Origin of the sequence: Nafulsella turpanensis ZLM-10 (genome assembly GCF_000346615.1) — a bacterium.
GTDB classification, from domain to species: Bacteria; Bacteroidota; Bacteroidia; order Cytophagales; family Cyclobacteriaceae; genus Nafulsella; species Nafulsella turpanensis.
Window position 1 is genome coordinate 1 of sequence record NZ_ANNU01000082.1, and the last position, 16,518, is coordinate 16,518.

General features: G+C 40.6%; 15 protein-coding genes. 5 read left to right on the forward strand and 10 right to left on the reverse strand.

The genetic code is table 11. The annotated features are described in order from the left end of the window. The first annotated feature begins 87 nt into the window (after nucleotides 1-87). The 4 genes from F752_RS25655 (at nucleotide 88) to F752_RS0122570 (ending at nucleotide 2,890) form a co-directional block, all read left to right on the forward strand. Entirely contained in the window at nucleotides 88-510 is a 423-nt protein-coding gene (locus F752_RS25655; protein ID WP_017734016.1) for a hypothetical protein, read from the forward strand. 156 nt (nucleotides 511-666) lie between these two features. Then, nucleotides 667-1,401 carry a HEAT repeat domain-containing protein gene (locus F752_RS0122560; RefSeq protein ID WP_236614062.1) on the forward strand — a complete coding sequence of 245 codons (735 nt, stop codon included), beginning with the start codon at nucleotides 667-669 and terminating at the stop codon, nucleotides 1,399-1,401. A gap of 128 nt (nucleotides 1,402-1,529) precedes the next feature. Further along, nucleotides 1,530-2,210 carry a hypothetical protein gene (locus F752_RS0122565; RefSeq protein WP_017734018.1) on the forward strand — a complete coding sequence of 227 codons (681 nt, stop codon included), beginning with the start codon at nucleotides 1,530-1,532 and terminating at the stop codon, nucleotides 2,208-2,210. A gap of 158 nt (nucleotides 2,211-2,368) precedes the next feature. Then, nucleotides 2,369-2,890 carry a GNAT family N-acetyltransferase gene (locus F752_RS0122570; RefSeq protein WP_017734019.1) on the forward strand — a complete coding sequence of 174 codons (522 nt, stop codon included), beginning with the start codon at nucleotides 2,369-2,371 and terminating at the stop codon, nucleotides 2,888-2,890. A 183-nt stretch (nucleotides 2,891-3,073) separates the two neighbouring features. Here F752_RS0122570 and F752_RS24920 read toward each other — a convergent pair whose 3' ends face one another. Next, a complete protein-coding gene (locus F752_RS24920) occupies nucleotides 3,074-7,342 on the reverse strand; it encodes a M4 family metallopeptidase (RefSeq protein ID WP_160164152.1) in 4,269 nt (1,422 codons plus the stop codon). Between the two features lie 829 nt (nucleotides 7,343-8,171). Here F752_RS24920 and F752_RS0122590 point away from each other — a divergent pair. After that, entirely contained in the window at nucleotides 8,172-9,371 is a 1,200-nt protein-coding gene (locus F752_RS0122590; protein ID WP_017734022.1) for an AI-2E family transporter, read from the forward strand. A 583-nt stretch (nucleotides 9,372-9,954) separates the two neighbouring features. Here F752_RS0122590 and F752_RS0122595 read toward each other — a convergent pair. The 9 genes from F752_RS0122595 to F752_RS24930 form a co-directional block, all read right to left on the reverse strand. Then, the gene (locus tag F752_RS0122595; protein ID WP_017734023.1) at nucleotides 9,955-10,947 is read right to left on the reverse strand and encodes a PDDEXK nuclease domain-containing protein; all 993 of its coding nucleotides are present in this window, start codon (nucleotides 10,945-10,947) and stop codon (nucleotides 9,955-9,957) included. Between the two features lie 45 nt (nucleotides 10,948-10,992). Then, a complete protein-coding gene (locus F752_RS0122600) occupies nucleotides 10,993-11,292 on the reverse strand; it encodes a hypothetical protein (protein ID WP_017734024.1) in 300 nt (99 codons plus the stop codon). Between the two features lie 142 nt (nucleotides 11,293-11,434). Further along, complete coding sequence (locus F752_RS0122605) at nucleotides 11,435-12,232, reverse strand: penicillin-binding transpeptidase domain-containing protein (RefSeq protein WP_017734025.1); 798 nt, start codon at nucleotides 12,230-12,232, stop codon at nucleotides 11,435-11,437. Between the two features lie 227 nt (nucleotides 12,233-12,459). Then, complete coding sequence (locus F752_RS24925) at nucleotides 12,460-12,930, reverse strand: GNAT family N-acetyltransferase (protein WP_086009480.1); 471 nt, start codon at nucleotides 12,928-12,930, stop codon at nucleotides 12,460-12,462. 241 nt (nucleotides 12,931-13,171) lie between these two features. Then, entirely contained in the window at nucleotides 13,172-14,437 is a 1,266-nt protein-coding gene (locus F752_RS0122615; protein ID WP_160164153.1) for a hypothetical protein, read from the reverse strand. Continuing rightward, on the reverse strand, nucleotides 14,404-14,901 hold the full coding sequence (locus F752_RS0122620) for a helix-turn-helix transcriptional regulator (protein ID WP_152425272.1): 498 nt from the start codon (nucleotides 14,899-14,901) through the stop codon (nucleotides 14,404-14,406). The genes F752_RS0122615 and F752_RS0122620 overlap by 34 nt, the downstream gene beginning before the upstream one ends. Nucleotides 14,902-14,930: 29 nt before the next feature. Continuing rightward, on the reverse strand, nucleotides 14,931-15,152 hold the full coding sequence (locus F752_RS26140; RefSeq protein WP_017734028.1) for a hypothetical protein: 222 nt from the start codon (nucleotides 15,150-15,152) through the stop codon (nucleotides 14,931-14,933). Between the two features lie 177 nt (nucleotides 15,153-15,329). Next, complete coding sequence (locus F752_RS0122630; protein ID WP_017734029.1) at nucleotides 15,330-15,848, reverse strand: GNAT family N-acetyltransferase; 519 nt, start codon at nucleotides 15,846-15,848, stop codon at nucleotides 15,330-15,332. Nucleotides 15,849-16,011: 163 nt separating this feature from the next. Further along, a complete protein-coding gene (locus tag F752_RS24930) occupies nucleotides 16,012-16,443 on the reverse strand; it encodes a polysaccharide deacetylase family protein (RefSeq protein WP_017734030.1) in 432 nt (143 codons plus the stop codon). Between the last annotated feature and the right edge of the window lie 75 nt (nucleotides 16,444-16,518).

Below are 16,518 nucleotides of genomic sequence, written 5' to 3' on the forward strand. Positions count from 1 at the left end.
ACACCATTAGGTTTTCTCCTCTTTATCTCTTATTTTTTTGCTCAGACTTTGCATAAAACCCTGTAAAGTTGTGCATAATAACCAAAGATGAAATTAAATCTCATTATACTGATTTTGCTTTTATTCAGTTCTTCTGTGTATGCTCAATCTGTTGATTCAGTTAAATCAATAAGGTATACTTCAGGGACGCGAGGTGGTCTGATAAAGGTAGAGGTAACTGAGGACAGGATGACCTATAAAGAAACTGGTTTTAATCAGATAGAAGATGAATTCGAAATCAGTCAGGAGGATTGGTTGAAGTTTCAGAAGATAATTCAAAGCATCGATTTAGCGGAATTACATACACTAAAATCACCGACAGATATAAGAGCTTTTGATGGTGCTTGGTACACATGGATAGAAATTGAGACTGAAGATGATACTTATAAATCACAGGATTTTGACAGAGGAAGGCCTATGAAAGAAATAGAACCCCTAGTTAATTTAATTCGGGCTTACTTCCCCAAATAATAAAGGTGTACTATGCCCAACCCAAGCAAAAGGCTATTGCCGGCATGGGCTCTTTAAAAACTCTGCTGGAATAACTGAAATAAAGCTGTAACTTATCAATTCAAGCGAGCCGGCATCAGCCTCTTGCACAACCGTTTGGTTGCAAATATAATCTACATGTTCGGACTGTTTAGAAATACCGAAAAAGAGCTAGAGAAGGCAAGGATTAAGCTTGAATCTGAACTAAGTATAAGAGGAGTAGATTTTCTTATTGAACAGATGAATTCTGAAGATATTTATTCTCCTCTATTAGAGAAGCGTAGAAGGACGGAAACAAGTAGGACAGATGAGGTTAAGTGGTACGCATATCGAAGAGCTGAAGAATTAAGTACTGATAATGAAAAGGAGAATTTACTAAATCTTCGGGCATCACACTCAGCTTCACCAAAAAGAAAGCACATATACTTTGCTTTAGCTCATCTGTGCAAAAATAGGGTAGACAACGAACTGTTTGACTTCTTAATGAAGTGTCTTAAATCTGAATCAGATGATATTTGTAAGAGAGTTATATTGATTGGTATTCAAAAAATGGAGAAGTCTGCAAATTTGAATATTGAACCTATTAAGATGCTTGCAAAACATAAATCCAGGGATTTAAAGGTTAATTCAATTCTGGCTCTGCAGAAAACCCATGACGAAGAAGTCGAGCAGCTACTGTTAGATATTTTCAAAGGCACTAAGGACAGCCATATAAAAAATATGATTTGCACCCCTTTACAGTCAGTAGGAACATTTAAAGCTGTACCTATCTTAGAGGAAGCATACAAAAAAACAAGAGATATTGGGTTGAGACATAATATTGAACTGACTGTAAATAGAATAAAAAAAAATCAGCAACCAACAACAGAATAAAGCAAATGCCCCAAGAGCTTTCAGCCATTGATAGTGCAGAAAGCTAACTTTTCGTACTTTCATCAAAGGGCAGTGAAGGGCATCTGCTTTATTCAATGGACGTTGTGTATCATTAACCATTCTATCTAATGAGTAATAAGTCCGAGGGCCACATATTCTTCTTCTTAAAATTTGGCAGTTATGAACATATGTTGGACTTATATGAAAATGGGACAATCTTTTTTAATAGTATTGACTATTTCCAAAAGTTAGAAGAACAAGGTCTTAGAGGGGATAATTATGAAGGGACAACCAGATTGAGTAATTATCATGAATACCAAGATTTAAAGGTTACCTTGACTGTTCCTGAAACTGGAAAGACTATTGACCTTAAACCTTCACGGCTTCATCTTCGGGAATTTTTATCTGATTTAGAAGGAAATGTCTTTTGTCTTTATTGTTTGAAAACTCCAGACATCCTTGATTTCGATAACTTTAAAATAGATAGTAGAGTAAAAGAATTTGGAAGTCATTTCGTGATGATTACAGATTTGCAAAGGTTTTTAGGGGAAATCAAAAAGCAACTTGATGAGCAGGGAATTGACTTTCAAAATAAGGTTGTTCAGTACTATGACCGTAATAAACAAAATGGAGAATTGTCCTTGTTTCACAAGCCGGAAGAGTTTGAATATCAAAAAGAATACAGAATAATTTTATTCCGACGGGGAAATAAGCCATTTAAAATAAAAGTTGGCTCTTTAAAAGAATATGCCCATCTCCTGAAAGTTGACGCTATTGATACTATTAAATTTGGTCCGAAAGAAAATTAAACGATACATAACCCAACAAACAGGTATTGGGCATATACTGGAAATTCAGGCATCACAGCTATTTACCAGCTAAACTGAGGGCGGATAATTTGTCGCCATTAAAATACCCAACACCCAGTTTGCAAACCGTTCTTTACTAAATCTTCCCACACCCTCCCATGCACACCCTCAAAATAAAAAAAGCCACTTTAGCCGACCTTGAGGAGCTGCAGTTTATCGGCCGTCAGACTTTTACAGAGGCCTTTGCGGCGGACAATACTGCAGTGAATATGCAGAAATACCTGAGCGAGCAGTTCAGCCTTCAGCAACTAACCGATGAAATCAGTCACCCTGATTCTGAGTTTTACCTGGCCACTTACAACCACAAAACGATTGGGTATTTGAAGGTCAATTTTGGGCAGGCACAGAAGGAATTACAGGATGAGCAGGCCCTTGAAATCGAAAGGATTTATGTGCTAAAGGAATTCCACGGTAAGGGCGTTGGCCAGTTATTGTTTGACAAAGCCTTACAGCTTGCCCGGGAGAAGAATGCCCCTTATGTGTGGCTGGGGGTCTGGGAGAAAAATCCCAGGGCTATTCATTTCTACCGGAAAAACGGACTACAGGAATTCGACCGCCACCACTTTATACTGGGCGATGATGAACAAACTGATATTATGATGAAACTCGAGCTTTCCTGATTGGCTCCAGGTCCACCTCATTAGCAATGATGAGGTAAAATTTGCCCAGGTAAGCTAAGTAGCAACAAAAAAAAGCCCCCTGCACCTGGAAAGAGATGTGCTCTCTTTACCCCGGCAGGAGGCTTTTGAGTTTATAGTGTCTTAACAGGCGGCAAACCAGCTGTTAAGAGGCTTTTGTAGTTCTTATTCTTTAAAGAACTTCTTGTTCACTATTTGTCCGTCTTCGGTTTGTACTTTCATTACAAAGTATCCCTTTGTTAATTCAGTTACCTCCAGCTCGGCACGGCTCTGGGCAGTGCTGTACACCTGCTCTTTCATTAGCTCGCCCAGCAGGTTGTAAATAGCTACGGACTTAACCTTGGTCTCTGCAATTTCTACCGTAACAGTATTCGCCGCAGGATTAGGGAATACATTGACGCCGCTTATTGCAGGACGCTCATTTTCTGATTCCTGTCCTGCCAGCCTTGCATTTGTCGTGGCTGCTTTTGTTCCCTGCAGCACACTCACATCGCTAAACTCAGCAGTTGCAGATACGCCAGCCAGATTAGAAGTTGTGGCCAAACCAACATATATGGTTGCTCCAAAATTGATTTTAGAGCTTCCTAACAGCACCCAGTTACCATTGGTTTCAGATACATAAGCGCTCACCTGGCTGCCGGTCCTCACTATTCGGATATATTCCGGAGTGCTTACAGATTGATAAGCCCCTCCGCTCGCCTTGCTTCCGGCCGTTTTCCTGTACTCGAAGCGGGCAGCAGTGCCTGTTCCATTAGGGTTAGCTACCAGAGCCGCCATGGCAAACATGGAGCCGGACTGCAGGTTTTCTCTCACCATTACGGCAGCCTTTGCTTCACTACTGGTATTTTCCAGTGCATTTACCCTTGCAATGAGTTCTCCGTCGCCGGTGAGTTCCTGATAGGTGAAATAGAAGGCGTCGGCCTTGTCACCAATGCCGCTTCCTGAGCCATTCAATTCGAACTTACCGTCGATATAACAGATGGTTCCAGGCTCTCCTACGCTACCTACATCAGCAATAGCCCATGGTGCAGGTGCATCGGTGCAGTAAGAAAAGTCCTGAACAATGCTCACGCTTCCGGATCCGCTGAAGGTACCTGTGTAGGCACGGAACTGATCTGCTTCATTCACCTCTGTAAGAACACCATTCAGCTGGAAATTTCTCAGGCGGTCATTGGCATCGTCAATGTTCGCTGAGTTTACTTTCATAGGAATCAACGCTGCGGGGGCATCAAAGGCGCTCAGCTCCTCATTGGTAAAATACAGCGTGAGGTCGTAAGTAGCCTCTGCATTTTCTGTATTTATACTGAAGGCCTTGGAAGGTCTTGCCGTAGAGATATTAGAGAACACTTCGAAGCTGCTTCCTTCATCAATTACAGAAAGCGTTACACAACCCAGATCTGCTGAGGCATTTTCGATTTTAGCGATGAGTGCCTTATCTGCATCATTCATAAAGTAAATGGTATTGCCTGCATAAACGGTAGTGGTAGCCGTGGCTCCCTTGTTGGATGCAATACCCGCAGGGGTAGCAGAAACTTTTACATTATCAATGGCGAAGCTAAACTCACTACCGGCATTGGTATCGTTATACCATCTCCAGCCAAGGTAGAATGGCTTTCCGTCCAGCTCGTTAAGCACTGCCGAAAAGCTTCCGCTGGCTGTAACCGTGGCAAGAGGCCCCCCTCCGACAAATTTCTTTACCGAAACATAGGTTGCACCATCTAATGAGTATACAAACTCGCCATAGTCAAAAATTACACTTGGGTCCACAGCATCTGTTTCACCACCGGCTTCCCAGTCGAAGCTTACCGTTACATTACTGGCGGCTGCCGCGTTAATGAGCGGCGACCTCAGAATAGTATTTGTTGGAGAGGTCTGGTTGTAAAAAGGAACCTCCGTGATGCCATCACTGATGTAGGCCCTTCCGGCTGCACTTACATCTCCGTTCACCCTCCATACATTTGTACCATCTGACAGGGAAAGCGCTGCCCATCCGACCGGGAAGCCATCTACAGAGAAGGTTTCGGTGGCTAATAAATCGACCGCTTCAGATCCTGTTCTTGGGGCAAAATCATCGTCCGAAATGGCAAACTCCTGCTGATGAAACTGCCCGTTATATACAAAGGACAGTTTAATGGTCTCTCCTTCTTCAATTACAGCATCGTCATTTACTGTAATATCGACAGATTTTGTTTCAGAGCCACTGAAAGTAAGAGAGCTCGCAGACAGGCTAAAGTCTTCTCCTACTGTAGCCGTACTTCCGGCAGTGCTTAAAGAGATACTAGCCGAAGGATTTATATCTACTCCTGTAAGGATGATTGAGTACGTATTAAAATCCTCACATCCGCTAACAGGATTACTTTCAGAAAGTATCTGAAGGTTGCTTTCGCTGAAGGTGATGGTGTTTGGTTCGCCTGTATTATAAGCCTCTCCTACATTTACGCCATGCCATGCATTGGTTGTTTGCTTTTCTTCATTTGAGCCAATACCGTACAAAGTTTGCGCAGCCAGAATAGAAGCTTCCCGCATATCGGCAAATTTAGCGTTTGGAGAAAGCATGGTTTCGGCCAGGTACGTAATTTTAGATGCTGTCGTAAAACCAAGGCCTTCAACAGAATAAACATCTCCGGCATCGTTTACCTGATCATCTGCAGATTGCTTGCCGAAACCGGCAGAAAAAGACTGCCCGCTACCCGCTACCAGCAGGTAGTACCACTTATTCAGCACTCCGCTATTGGTGTGTACCCCACACTGGTCATTGGCCAGCGTAGGGGTTCCGCACTCAGGATTAATCCAGTTAGTTCCTCCGTAGGAATCAGGTGCTCCGGCAGCTTTAGGATCATCCATCCATCTTAAAGCTCTTGCGGCTGCCTCTCCGGGCTGTGCGCCGCCGTCACGCTCATCAATTTGCTCACCTATACCCCATGGGTCATAGTTTAAAGAGCCGTCGATTTGTGAGAGCACATAAGCCTCCACAGCGGCTGCCCAAATGTCTGAGAAGCCTTCGTTCATGGCACCGGATTCCCGCTGATACACCAGGTCGGCCGTAAACTCACATACGCCGTGACCAATCTCATGAGAGCAGACGTCCATTGACGTAAGCGGAGCGAACGAGCCATCGGGGTTTGTTCCGCCCTGGTAGCTACCGTCGCCATAAGTCATGGCTGATCCATTCCAGAATGCATTGTCGTACGCATCCCCATAGTGAACAAAGTTAAATACCTTCGTTCCTTTGTCATCGTAGCTGGATCTGTTGTGTACATTTTGCCAGTAGTTCAATACTACTTCCGCACCCCAGTGGGCATCGAGGGCAACATCATCGTTATTTTTCTCATTCGCAATCGGGTAAACGCTGGTAGTAGAGAACTCATCTTTACGGTGCTCTGCCGCCGTCCAGTTATTGTCAGCAGTCTCCGGATTAAGGAGGTCTCCATCTCCATCCACAATGGGTTCTGCCAGCGTGGCTAAAGCAGGAATACTAAGCGGTAATCCTCCAACCCCTTCATAAGAAAGTGTTTCATTCTCTACACCCGTAGGGGTCACTCCTTTTAACACCCAGTTACCGTTAGCATCCTGAGAGGTATCGAAAGATCTGTTACCCGCGTATCGGGTATCGCCTGAAGCGCCGACAAGCACTACAGAAGCAACGGGTTTAGCAGCAGGAGCTTTTTCAACCATTTTCTCAATATCCTCCTTTGTGTGGGAACCATCTGCATGCTTGATGATGGCATCCAGCAACAGAATGTCGCCGGAAGCAGCATCTACATAAATATCGGCACGGGAAAGTGGCTCTGCAGCATATACATTAAATTTGTAAGCCAATGCCAAGTCAACCGCTTCCGTCAGGTAGTTGTCTACAAACACCAATTCTCCTTTAGGGTACACCTCCTCATAGGCGGCAACATACTCAGGAGAATCGCCGAGCTCAGCAATTAATTCCCAGGCATAGGTGGTGGCACCTACATGGTCCAGGGCACTCTGCAGGGCAGCTTCCTCAGAAAGGGTAGGCGTAGACGAAATAGAAGCCGGCAGATTATAATACTCTGCTGTAAAACCGAAAACAATTCCTCTTTGAGATAAGGCTTTAAAGACACCATGCTCTACTTTAATGCCATTGGTGTACTGCTGTAACTTATCTACCTGTACACCATGGGCACTGGTTACCGCCTCTGTTACAAAGGAAGTTTCTTCGCCATAGCCCAGTACCGACTGCAAAAACGCCGGCGCATCGCTGAGGGAAAGAGTTTCTCCGCTTACATTCATTTTAATAAGAGAAGGCGTTCCCCTGGAGGGGTCCATGGTAAAAGAATTTACCCTCGGATCATTTTCCAGTTTATCGGAAATTTCCTGGCTGGTGGTCTGAGCATTCAGGACAAGTAAGCCCTGAAAACATAGTAGAAGGGTAAGAAACACCCTTTTTAGTAGTGGTTTAATCATAAGATTAAAGTTATATAGTTGGAAAAAAATTATTTTTAACAGCATGGAATCCTATATTATTCCTCATTATTATAATTTTCTGCTTCTCATTATTCCTGCTTAGGTGATGACTAAAGAAGGCTCCCAACCGGGGTAGCCCCAGCTTAATCTGTGGGTGGCTTTCGGCCTTTACCTTAGGCCTTCAAAAAGACTATCCTACCCTTTGCTCATCAATATCTTTATTCTAATTATCCCTCATGTATAGCTACCAATCTTCATAAAGAAATATAATCAGGGTGGCTCCCCTTTAATTCTGTTCAAAATATTATATCGTGTAAAGGCAAAACGTTCGACATTTAAATAAAGAAGAAATCAGGCAAGGCCATTGATTGTTTGGAGGCTTTAACCTTTTTTAATAAAATCCTATCATACGAAATGGAGGGAAAGAAAATTTTCACAAAAAGCTTTATTCCAATACCCAACAGTTTGGCGCATTATTGGAAGTATTAATGAAAATTTTAAAATTTTGGGGGGTGCGCAAAACGAAAAAATTTATGAGGCTTTAGATTATTTTTCATTCTATAGATTAAACTATTCGCCCGGAATAAAGCTGATTATTCAATAGAAGATCAAAAGCTCCCACAATGAGGGTTTACCTGCACCCAACCCAAAAAAGAGGAGCAGCAAAAACATCTGCTCCCCCTTTGCTGTTTGAATCCTTTAAGTAAGCGGTTTTCCCGGCGGTTTTTTCTCAACTTCCGGAAACCCACTTATGCTGAAGTGGTTAATGAAGGCGCTGCTTAAGTAGTAGCCCCTTCCGGCCAAAGCCCTGTTTTTTAAGCTTGTATATATGCCCGGTAACGCCAAAAGAATTCTGTTCTACTTTACCCTGCTGATTGTATGCCTGTATTTCTTCTTTCTGGGCCTATCAAAGGCAAAAGCTTTTCTCGCTCCCCTGGCGGTAGCCGCTCTGCTGGCTATGGTAATTCTTCCCCTTGCCCGCTGGTTCGAGCGTAAAGGCGTAAAGCGTGGCTGGGCTGCCCTGTTTTCCGACCTGGCCATTGTTCTTTTCTTCGGAATTCTGGCAGGAGTACTAAGCTTTGAGGCAAAAAGCTTTGCAGATGACTGGCCAAAAATACAAAGGCAACTGGAGCCTAAAGTAACTCAGCTTCAGCAGTTCATCTACAACAAAACCGGAATACCCGTAGCAGAACAGATTGAAAAAGTAACAGAACCCGTTCTGGGAGAATCTTCCTCTGCCGCCAGTGCGCAGGTGGAACAACCCGCACAAGGTCGACAACAGACCAATACTACTCCTCAGCCGCAGGAAGGCAGCTCCATGCTCTTTAAAGCGGGAAGTTTTATTATGAAATTTTTAGGCTTTTTAGCCACTGCCCTGCTCACACTGGTCTATATCTTCTTCTTTCTCCTGTACCGCGATAAGTTCACCAAATCTATTGTAAAGCTGGCGCCGGGGGAAAACCAGGTAAAGACGAAAAAAATAATTACGGACTCCGTTAGGGTATCACAAAACTACCTCTTAGGAAAGCTGGCCCTCTGTATCCTTATTGCCATCATCTATTCCATCGGGCTCAGTATTTCAGGCCTTAAGCATGCCATCATTATTGCCGTACTGGCCTCCATACTTACCCTTATTCCCTACCTTGGTAATATCATAGGCTTTGGCCTGGCACTGGCAATGGCCCTTCTATCGGGAGGCAGCACCACTACCCTTATAGGAGTGACCCTTACCTTTGGCATCACGCAATTCCTGGAAACCTATACGTTGGAGCCTTATGTGGTAGGTGGAAAAGTAAACCTCAACCCGGTCATCACTATTATCGTAGTGGTTTTGGGTAATGCCGTATGGGGAGTGGTGGGCATGCTTATTGCCATACCTGCCCTGGGCATTGCCAAAGTTATCTTCGATCATATACCGGCTCTCAATCCTCTGGGCTACTTATTTGGACAGGAAGGTACCGAAGATGGCAATGGCGATGATCCGCTGGACAAGGTAAAGCACTGGGCCCGGGAAAAATTCAAGAGCTAGAAATCCCGGTTTTTAGCTCCTGCCTACACTCTTTTTCTGAGAAATTCCGGGAAAATTAGCCCACAAAAAAAGGTTTTCCGAAATCAATCGGAAAACCTTCTGTTTAAGTCGGGGTGAGAAGATTCGAACCCCTTCCATAAAACCCTCTATTTCAATACTATGCAGTGATTCCTTTTTGAGGCTCACCGGATAACTCACCTCGCAACTAACACCAAAGTAAGTCATCCAGAATGGGCAGGAACTGTTAGATAAATATACGAAAAGCCTCGCTTCCTGTTCTACCTTAGTAGCAAGAACTTTTGTGAAAGTAAAGTCAAATGAGGCCCTTTCCTTGTAAGGGGGCCCTAAAAAAACATAAGACTGGCAAAATTCCTGAAGTACCGGCAGATAGTTTTCCAGACTTTGCTTAACCCGGGCAGATCTTGCATAGAAGGCGGCTCATTTCATGGAGTAAATTAACTATTTGTTATCCATACTATCGGCAGGCCTTAAAATCTCAAAGGCCTGTTTTAAGCCTTGTTTTCAGATCGTTTTTTGAGACAGGACCAGTTCATCTTTGTTCTTTTTCTCCTTTTACTAAAAGTTAATGGCTTTGATGATCACTCCTATTTTCAAATAGCTCATGAAGCTTTTGTTGCAATAGCTTTTTATCAGGAAGTTGCGTTTTATATTCGGATACCATTGTTGGTGAAATGCTACGGCTCAACGCATATTCGACCACTTCGCTATCCTTGTCTTTGCAAAGAAGGATACCTATACTAGGATTTTCATTTTGCTTTTTAACATCCCGATCCAAAGCCTCCAGATAAAAGTTTATCTGTCCTAATTGTTCCGGTTTAAATTTATCAGCTTTTAACTCAAATGCTACCAGGCATTGTAACCCTCGATGATAAAACAAGAGATCAATGTAGAAATCTGTATTTCCTACCTGTACTTTGTATTCTTCTCCTACAAATAGAAAATCTCTACCCAATTCAAGGATAAAGTTTTTCATTTGCCTTATTAAGCCTTTTTGCAAATCTTTCTCACTATGGGGCTCCGGAAGATTCAGAAAATCAAATATGTAGCTGTCTTTTAAAGTATTTGTAATCTCAGGATGAATTTCTTTGACCGTTTCCGGAACTTTTGAATTTCCTATCATTGACCTTTCAAAAAGGCTTGACGAAATTTGACGGTCAAGTTCTCTAAAGCTATATCCTTCCTGCTTACACAGCCTAAGATAAAATTCACGTTCTTCTATAGTTTTACACCTGGAGAATATGGCTAAATTATGGGACCAACTAACTTCTCTCAACACTGTTGAGAGTTTTGGGTAATCTTTATAAGCCTCAAAAAATTGCTTCATTCTCCAAAGGTTTTTGTCTGAAAAACCTTTTAGATCAGGCTCATTTCGTTCTAAAAATTTCGCTAATTCCCTTACAACTGACTGCCCCCATTCAGCACTTTCTACTTTCTTAAATATATATTCTCCAATACTCCAATACAGGTTAATTAACTCGGAGTTAACGACTTTGATAGCGTTTGCACGAGACTTTTTTATTAAGTGGATTACATCTGAAAATTGATTTTCCAACATAGGCTATTTGATCTTGAAGCTAAATTCTTTGTTTTGTGAGACTAATTAAACTTTGTCTTTCTTAAGTTTACGAACATGGTCTGCAGCTTCAACACTTTCTTTGCTTTCCCCGGTTTCAATATACCTGCCTACAGCCTGACTACACTGAGCACATTCACCTTGTAAAGAGATATCTTGAAGGATATTAAGGTAAGCTCTGTAGTTGATAATGGTAGTTCGATGATCTTTGCACTTTGCACAAAAGCAATTATCCAGCAATTGAGGGAAAAATGTAAAGCTGTCTCCCATGATTAGCTTAATGTCCTCCTCGGTTATTTCAATGGTATCTAAATCTAATCTTTTCATCGTTTTGTGAGACAGGAACGGCTTTGCAAAACGCAGTTGCCGGGGTCAGTTTAACTTTTAAGGTACGGAAAATTCTGAATTAACAAGAGCATTATCAGGTTGCACGACTAGCAATTGCATTTTGCTTGGGTTATGCGGTCGTTTATTTTATTATATCCAAATCCCTTAAAACTGTTTTAGTGATTTCTTTCCTACATTTCCCAAAATTTGGATTATGAGTTTCCCTGTCTTTAATAAGACGAGTAGCAAAGAAATAAACGTTATCCTTCCGTTCAACATAACCAATCCACCAACCAGTATCTTTTCCACAATCCCTTGTCCAACCTGTTTTTGCCCTAAGGATGTAATTATCTGTCTCCTCTTCCTTCATTATTTCCTTCAAAACCTGGAATGATTTTTTAGAGAAAGGGAGTGTCTCTTCATAAACGCCCATCAAAATCTCAATCTGGTTTACAGGAGAAATTGCTAAATCTCCAAAATTCCAAAAGTCAGGGTCATCTATGGAGACATCTGCATTTCCATAGTTAGATTTGTTTAGTATCTCCTTGTACTGATTTTTGCCGATTTCTTTTGCTAATTCCACATATGCCCAACCTGCGGATAGCTGGAATGCTTCTCTCATGCTCATGTCATGATAAATGTTAGGCCGGTATCCGTATTTTAAAGTATCCGTCTCGCCAGGCCATTTGATAATTTCATTCTCATTTGCTATGACACCGGTTTCAAGAGCAATCAAGGTATTTATCACTTTAAAAGTAGAGGCGGGTAATGTTCCAACATGACTATCCTCAATATTACTGGATATCCACTTTTTTGAACTGTAGTCATAAATAGTGATACTTCCATAAATATTACAATCCTCAAAGGGTTGTGATAAATTCGTCTGCCCGTAAAGGTTGCCACAAGTAAAAAGGGCTAAAAATATGATTACCAACTTCATCTAGAGATTATTTAATGCTTATAAGATATAAAAATGCCAGAAGCTAATCCAGGAGCCTGGTTACTTTCCTCTGGTAAGGAAACAGGTAATTAGTTATTGAGCTTGTTAGGCAAGTTTACCAGCTTTTGCCATTTTTCCTGCATTATTAGGCTTTTAGATTTTTATATTCACCTTTAGTTATTCTGTATTGGTATAAACTAAAATATTTACCTCCCTTTTTGTAGTGCTCAATAAGTTCCCCTTCTTTTGTCATTTTGTTTTTCAACATTACTCTTCCGGATGCGGGATTTTCTAAAATGCGTTGCAAAAATTTTATTCAGATTCAGATTCTCGAATCCATATATTATTATTTCTTTTACTGCCTCCGAAGCATATCCATTATTCCAAAATTGTTCTGCAATCCAATAACCTAATTCTCCTCTATCAAACTTGGAATCCACTTTCAATCCAATGCCACCTATAAATTCGCTTGTTGTATTTAAATATATTCCGAATGTATATTGAATTCTTTTTTCAAAGCCTGTATATGCCATATTAATCCAATAAACAGCATCTTTTTCTGTATATGGATGAGGAATATTTAAAGTCATTTCTGCTATTCTTGCATTATTTGCGTATTCAATGATCTTCGGAATATCTACAAATGATAATGACCTTAAAATAAGTCTTTCTGTATTCAATGCAGGAAAATCAGTCATATTTTAATCCTTTTCCAAATGTCATATAATTTGTGTTAAATAACAATTTACTGCTATTTACCATTAGGAAGGCGGGAAAATAGCAACAAGTATTATGTAATATGTAAAGAGCTTTATCTAATCGTTTTTGAGACAGTAACTTAAGGTTTTGCGATGGTGGGGCTTTTGAAAAACTTCTGCTCAAATTTTGTGCAAAATTTCATTAAAGTTCCAACTGTTAAATTACTTTCGTCAAGCACAACTATTGCCGAACCTTATCTTCAATGTGTAGACCAATAAATTGAGCAATTTTAACCTTTATGGCATAATTCTCAGGGTTACTCCTTTTAGCATTATATTCAATTATCCTTTTGGGAATAAAGTTTTCATCTGTTATAAGAGCAAAGCAGCTGGCGGTTAAAAAGTATTTGTATTCTTTATAGGTAAGAGTATCTTCCAAAGCCTTTCCATTTATAAACCTTGAGTAGGCAACTCCCGGAAATACATTTACAAATTCATCCAGCAACTCTTTAAAGAACTGCCGGCGGTTTCCAGAGGAACCAACTACAGGCTTTACATTGGTTAAATCAGCCTCTTCTTCTGCTTGGAAAGGCTCCTCTGGGGAACTCTTAATTTCTTCCAAATGAAAGGGCAGTTTCTCTCTACCATGAAATGATGCATTAAGTTTAGATCCAAAAGTTATTATTGAATCAGAACTAAATGGATCAGTAATTTTAACAGGCGATGGTGGGTATAGAATTGGATTGATTACTTCTTGGATGAAATTTCCTATTTCAATTGTAGTGTAAACAGGGCCCCACTGTTCATTCCCCCCTCCCTTCAACAAAGAAACAATATCTAAATTAAGCAACTCTTGAATGATTGGAGGTTGTTTTATTTCCTCTTCAAGCTCACCAGCATACCAGGGAGTATATTTATGGAAAGTGATAACAGAATATGGCCACACTTTTTTTATCTCTAACCCTCTTAAAAAAGGGGGGTGAACCTCTTTCAGAAAATTTAGCGAAGCTTTTGAGTAGTTTTGCATAAAGCTTTCTCTAATTCTTGATGAGAGAATGAAAAACTCCTCGTTCTGACAATTCCCACAGAGGTCTTTTAGACTTTTGTCCTCGGGAATGGCATCAAAGGAAAAGGTTTGGAATTTCTCTGGGTATTCATCTCTAGCAGGAATTACACATTTATCGACCGCAGCTCTATTTGTAAACGTATAGGTTTCTCCTCCACACTTTGGACAGGGGTCAAAATAGGTAACCTCAGAGCCTTCATGTACAATTTTAATCCTTTCTTGTGGGCTTTTAGGAATGCTGGGATGCCTTCTGACTACGTCTCGATGCTTGTACTTCCACTTGTTATTTTCAATTTCCCAATAATCTTCTAGGTAAGCAAGGTGATCTGGATTTACAGACTTTATTTTAATCTGTAGTTCTGTTAATTTCCTCATCTTTTTTTGTGAAGTGCATTTAGTAATTAGGCTTAAGTGGATTGGACCCCCGCCTGAAGCAGCCATTCCGGTTCAACATTAAGGAGTTGACAGATTGAAGGGATGAATTCTTTTTTTGGGCTCCTCTCACCTTCCAGCCAATATTGAACTGTGGTTGATGAAACTTTTAGTTCCTTTGAAAATTCAGGAACATTATATCCATTATTCCAGAGAGCGAAGATCAATCTTTCTGAGAGGGAAGTCCAGAATTCTTCAATTGGGAACCTCTTCATTTTTACTTTCGGCCCTCCTTCTCCCCAGATCAACCAGAGGTAGTGAACGTTTAACTCATAAGCAAGCCTTTGCCTGACAAGAGGACGTGGAGTAGACTTCCCGATAAGGTAATGATAAATTTGTGGTTGCGATACTCTTACTTTACCGGAAAGAGACAGCTGACTTTCTCCTCTTTTGTCCATAGCCCATTTTAATCTGGCTGAAAATCCTTCCATCTCGAATTTCCTTCTGCTATTTTTCTCTGATGCTCTTTTCAATTAGTTTATGAGATAGTGGTTGCGTAAAATCAAAAGTATCCAGAATTAGGCTTTGTTTTTTTAATAAAATAGAAGGGAGGGTCTTCTTTAATAATGCTAAGAGCATCTAACCTTTCGGAAAGATAGCTTTCAACTTCTGGTGATAAACGTTTAACCTGTTCTTTTTCCCCTTCATTCTCAGGAATGACCTCTATTTTCAATATTTCATAGCTTAATGCCTCAGAGACTATATTGTGTATTTTGTGCTTCATAAATGGAATGATATCATCGTTTTGTGAGACAGTAAGGTGTTTAAAAATAGCAGAGGCTGATTAAATACAGACCACCGTTGTGATCTCCTCAAAGAATGGCTGGTTAAGAACAGAGATTGGCTACCCCTGAAAACGGCCTTTGTTATTCTTTGTGTTATAGCTTGTTTCTTTTAATCTTTAGACTTCCAATCTTGGCTTATCAATAGCAAGCGAGTATAGTAACAGTCCTGCATCTTCAACCCAAATTTCTGTGTCGAATTGAAACCCTAACTTTTCTAACAATTTTATAGATTTTACATTGTCTTCTAATGCCGTAGCAAGAATATGCGTGTGAGATAATCTGTTTCTTTTCACATCATCTATAACTGCTACCGTTGCTTCATAAGCATACCCTTGCTTTCTGTAATTGGGTAAGAAAGCAAATCCAACATCATGGTGTTGCAGATAATCCCGTTTGATGAAAGTAACAACACCTATTGCTGTTCGATCCTCTTTCAATTTAACAACCCAATATTTAATTTTCGAGTTATTGGTCATTTTTGAAATATAATCCTTAGCAGCTTCTAGTGAATGAACCTGCCTTTCACCGATATACTTTACCCAGTCTGGTAGATTCACCAGTTCTAGAACAAAATCAGCATCACTTAAACCAATCGGGTCTAGTAAAAGCCGATTCGTGTTTAAATTATTTTGCATTCGGATTAAATTTTAAATTTTAAGATTGGCTACAATCTTTAGACTAACATATGCAGGGGTTCCGCTAAGCTGTTAAACTACAAATTAGCTGGCGTATTTCCCGCACACTATCAGGCTACACGACCCGCATTTGCTATTTTGTTGGGTTACTTTCGTTTATTTTTTATAGGCCTAGCTTATCCATTTTTTCCTTTTCATATTTACTATCTTCTGCTGGATATCTTAGTATTTTTTCAAACTCACCAGACTGTTTTGCTAATGCCCATATTAAGCTTTCTCCAGCATGTGTAGGTTGTTCATCAAATACTTCATCCTTATATGCCTCACTTGCAGAAATAATTTTCCATCCCCTACCCTTAAACATTTGAATAAGGTCATCTACAAACAGTGCTGCTGCTAGGTTATGATGCAACAGCAATGTATGATTAATATGGCGGCCAGTGAGTTTGAAGGCTAAATCTTCGTAGTAGTTCGCTCGTTCAAATATATGCTCAAGGTAGAACTTTTTAAAGCCTTCTAAATCTGCATTAGGGTTTTCTTTTAGTCTCTTCCTAAGCCTGCTATCAATATACCAATCCGACCCGTCAATAGTCACATGGCCATTTCTGTATCCTTGGAGACTGTAAATGGAACTGTGTCAAAGTTAAAAAAATAATTAATTTAGCTTTAA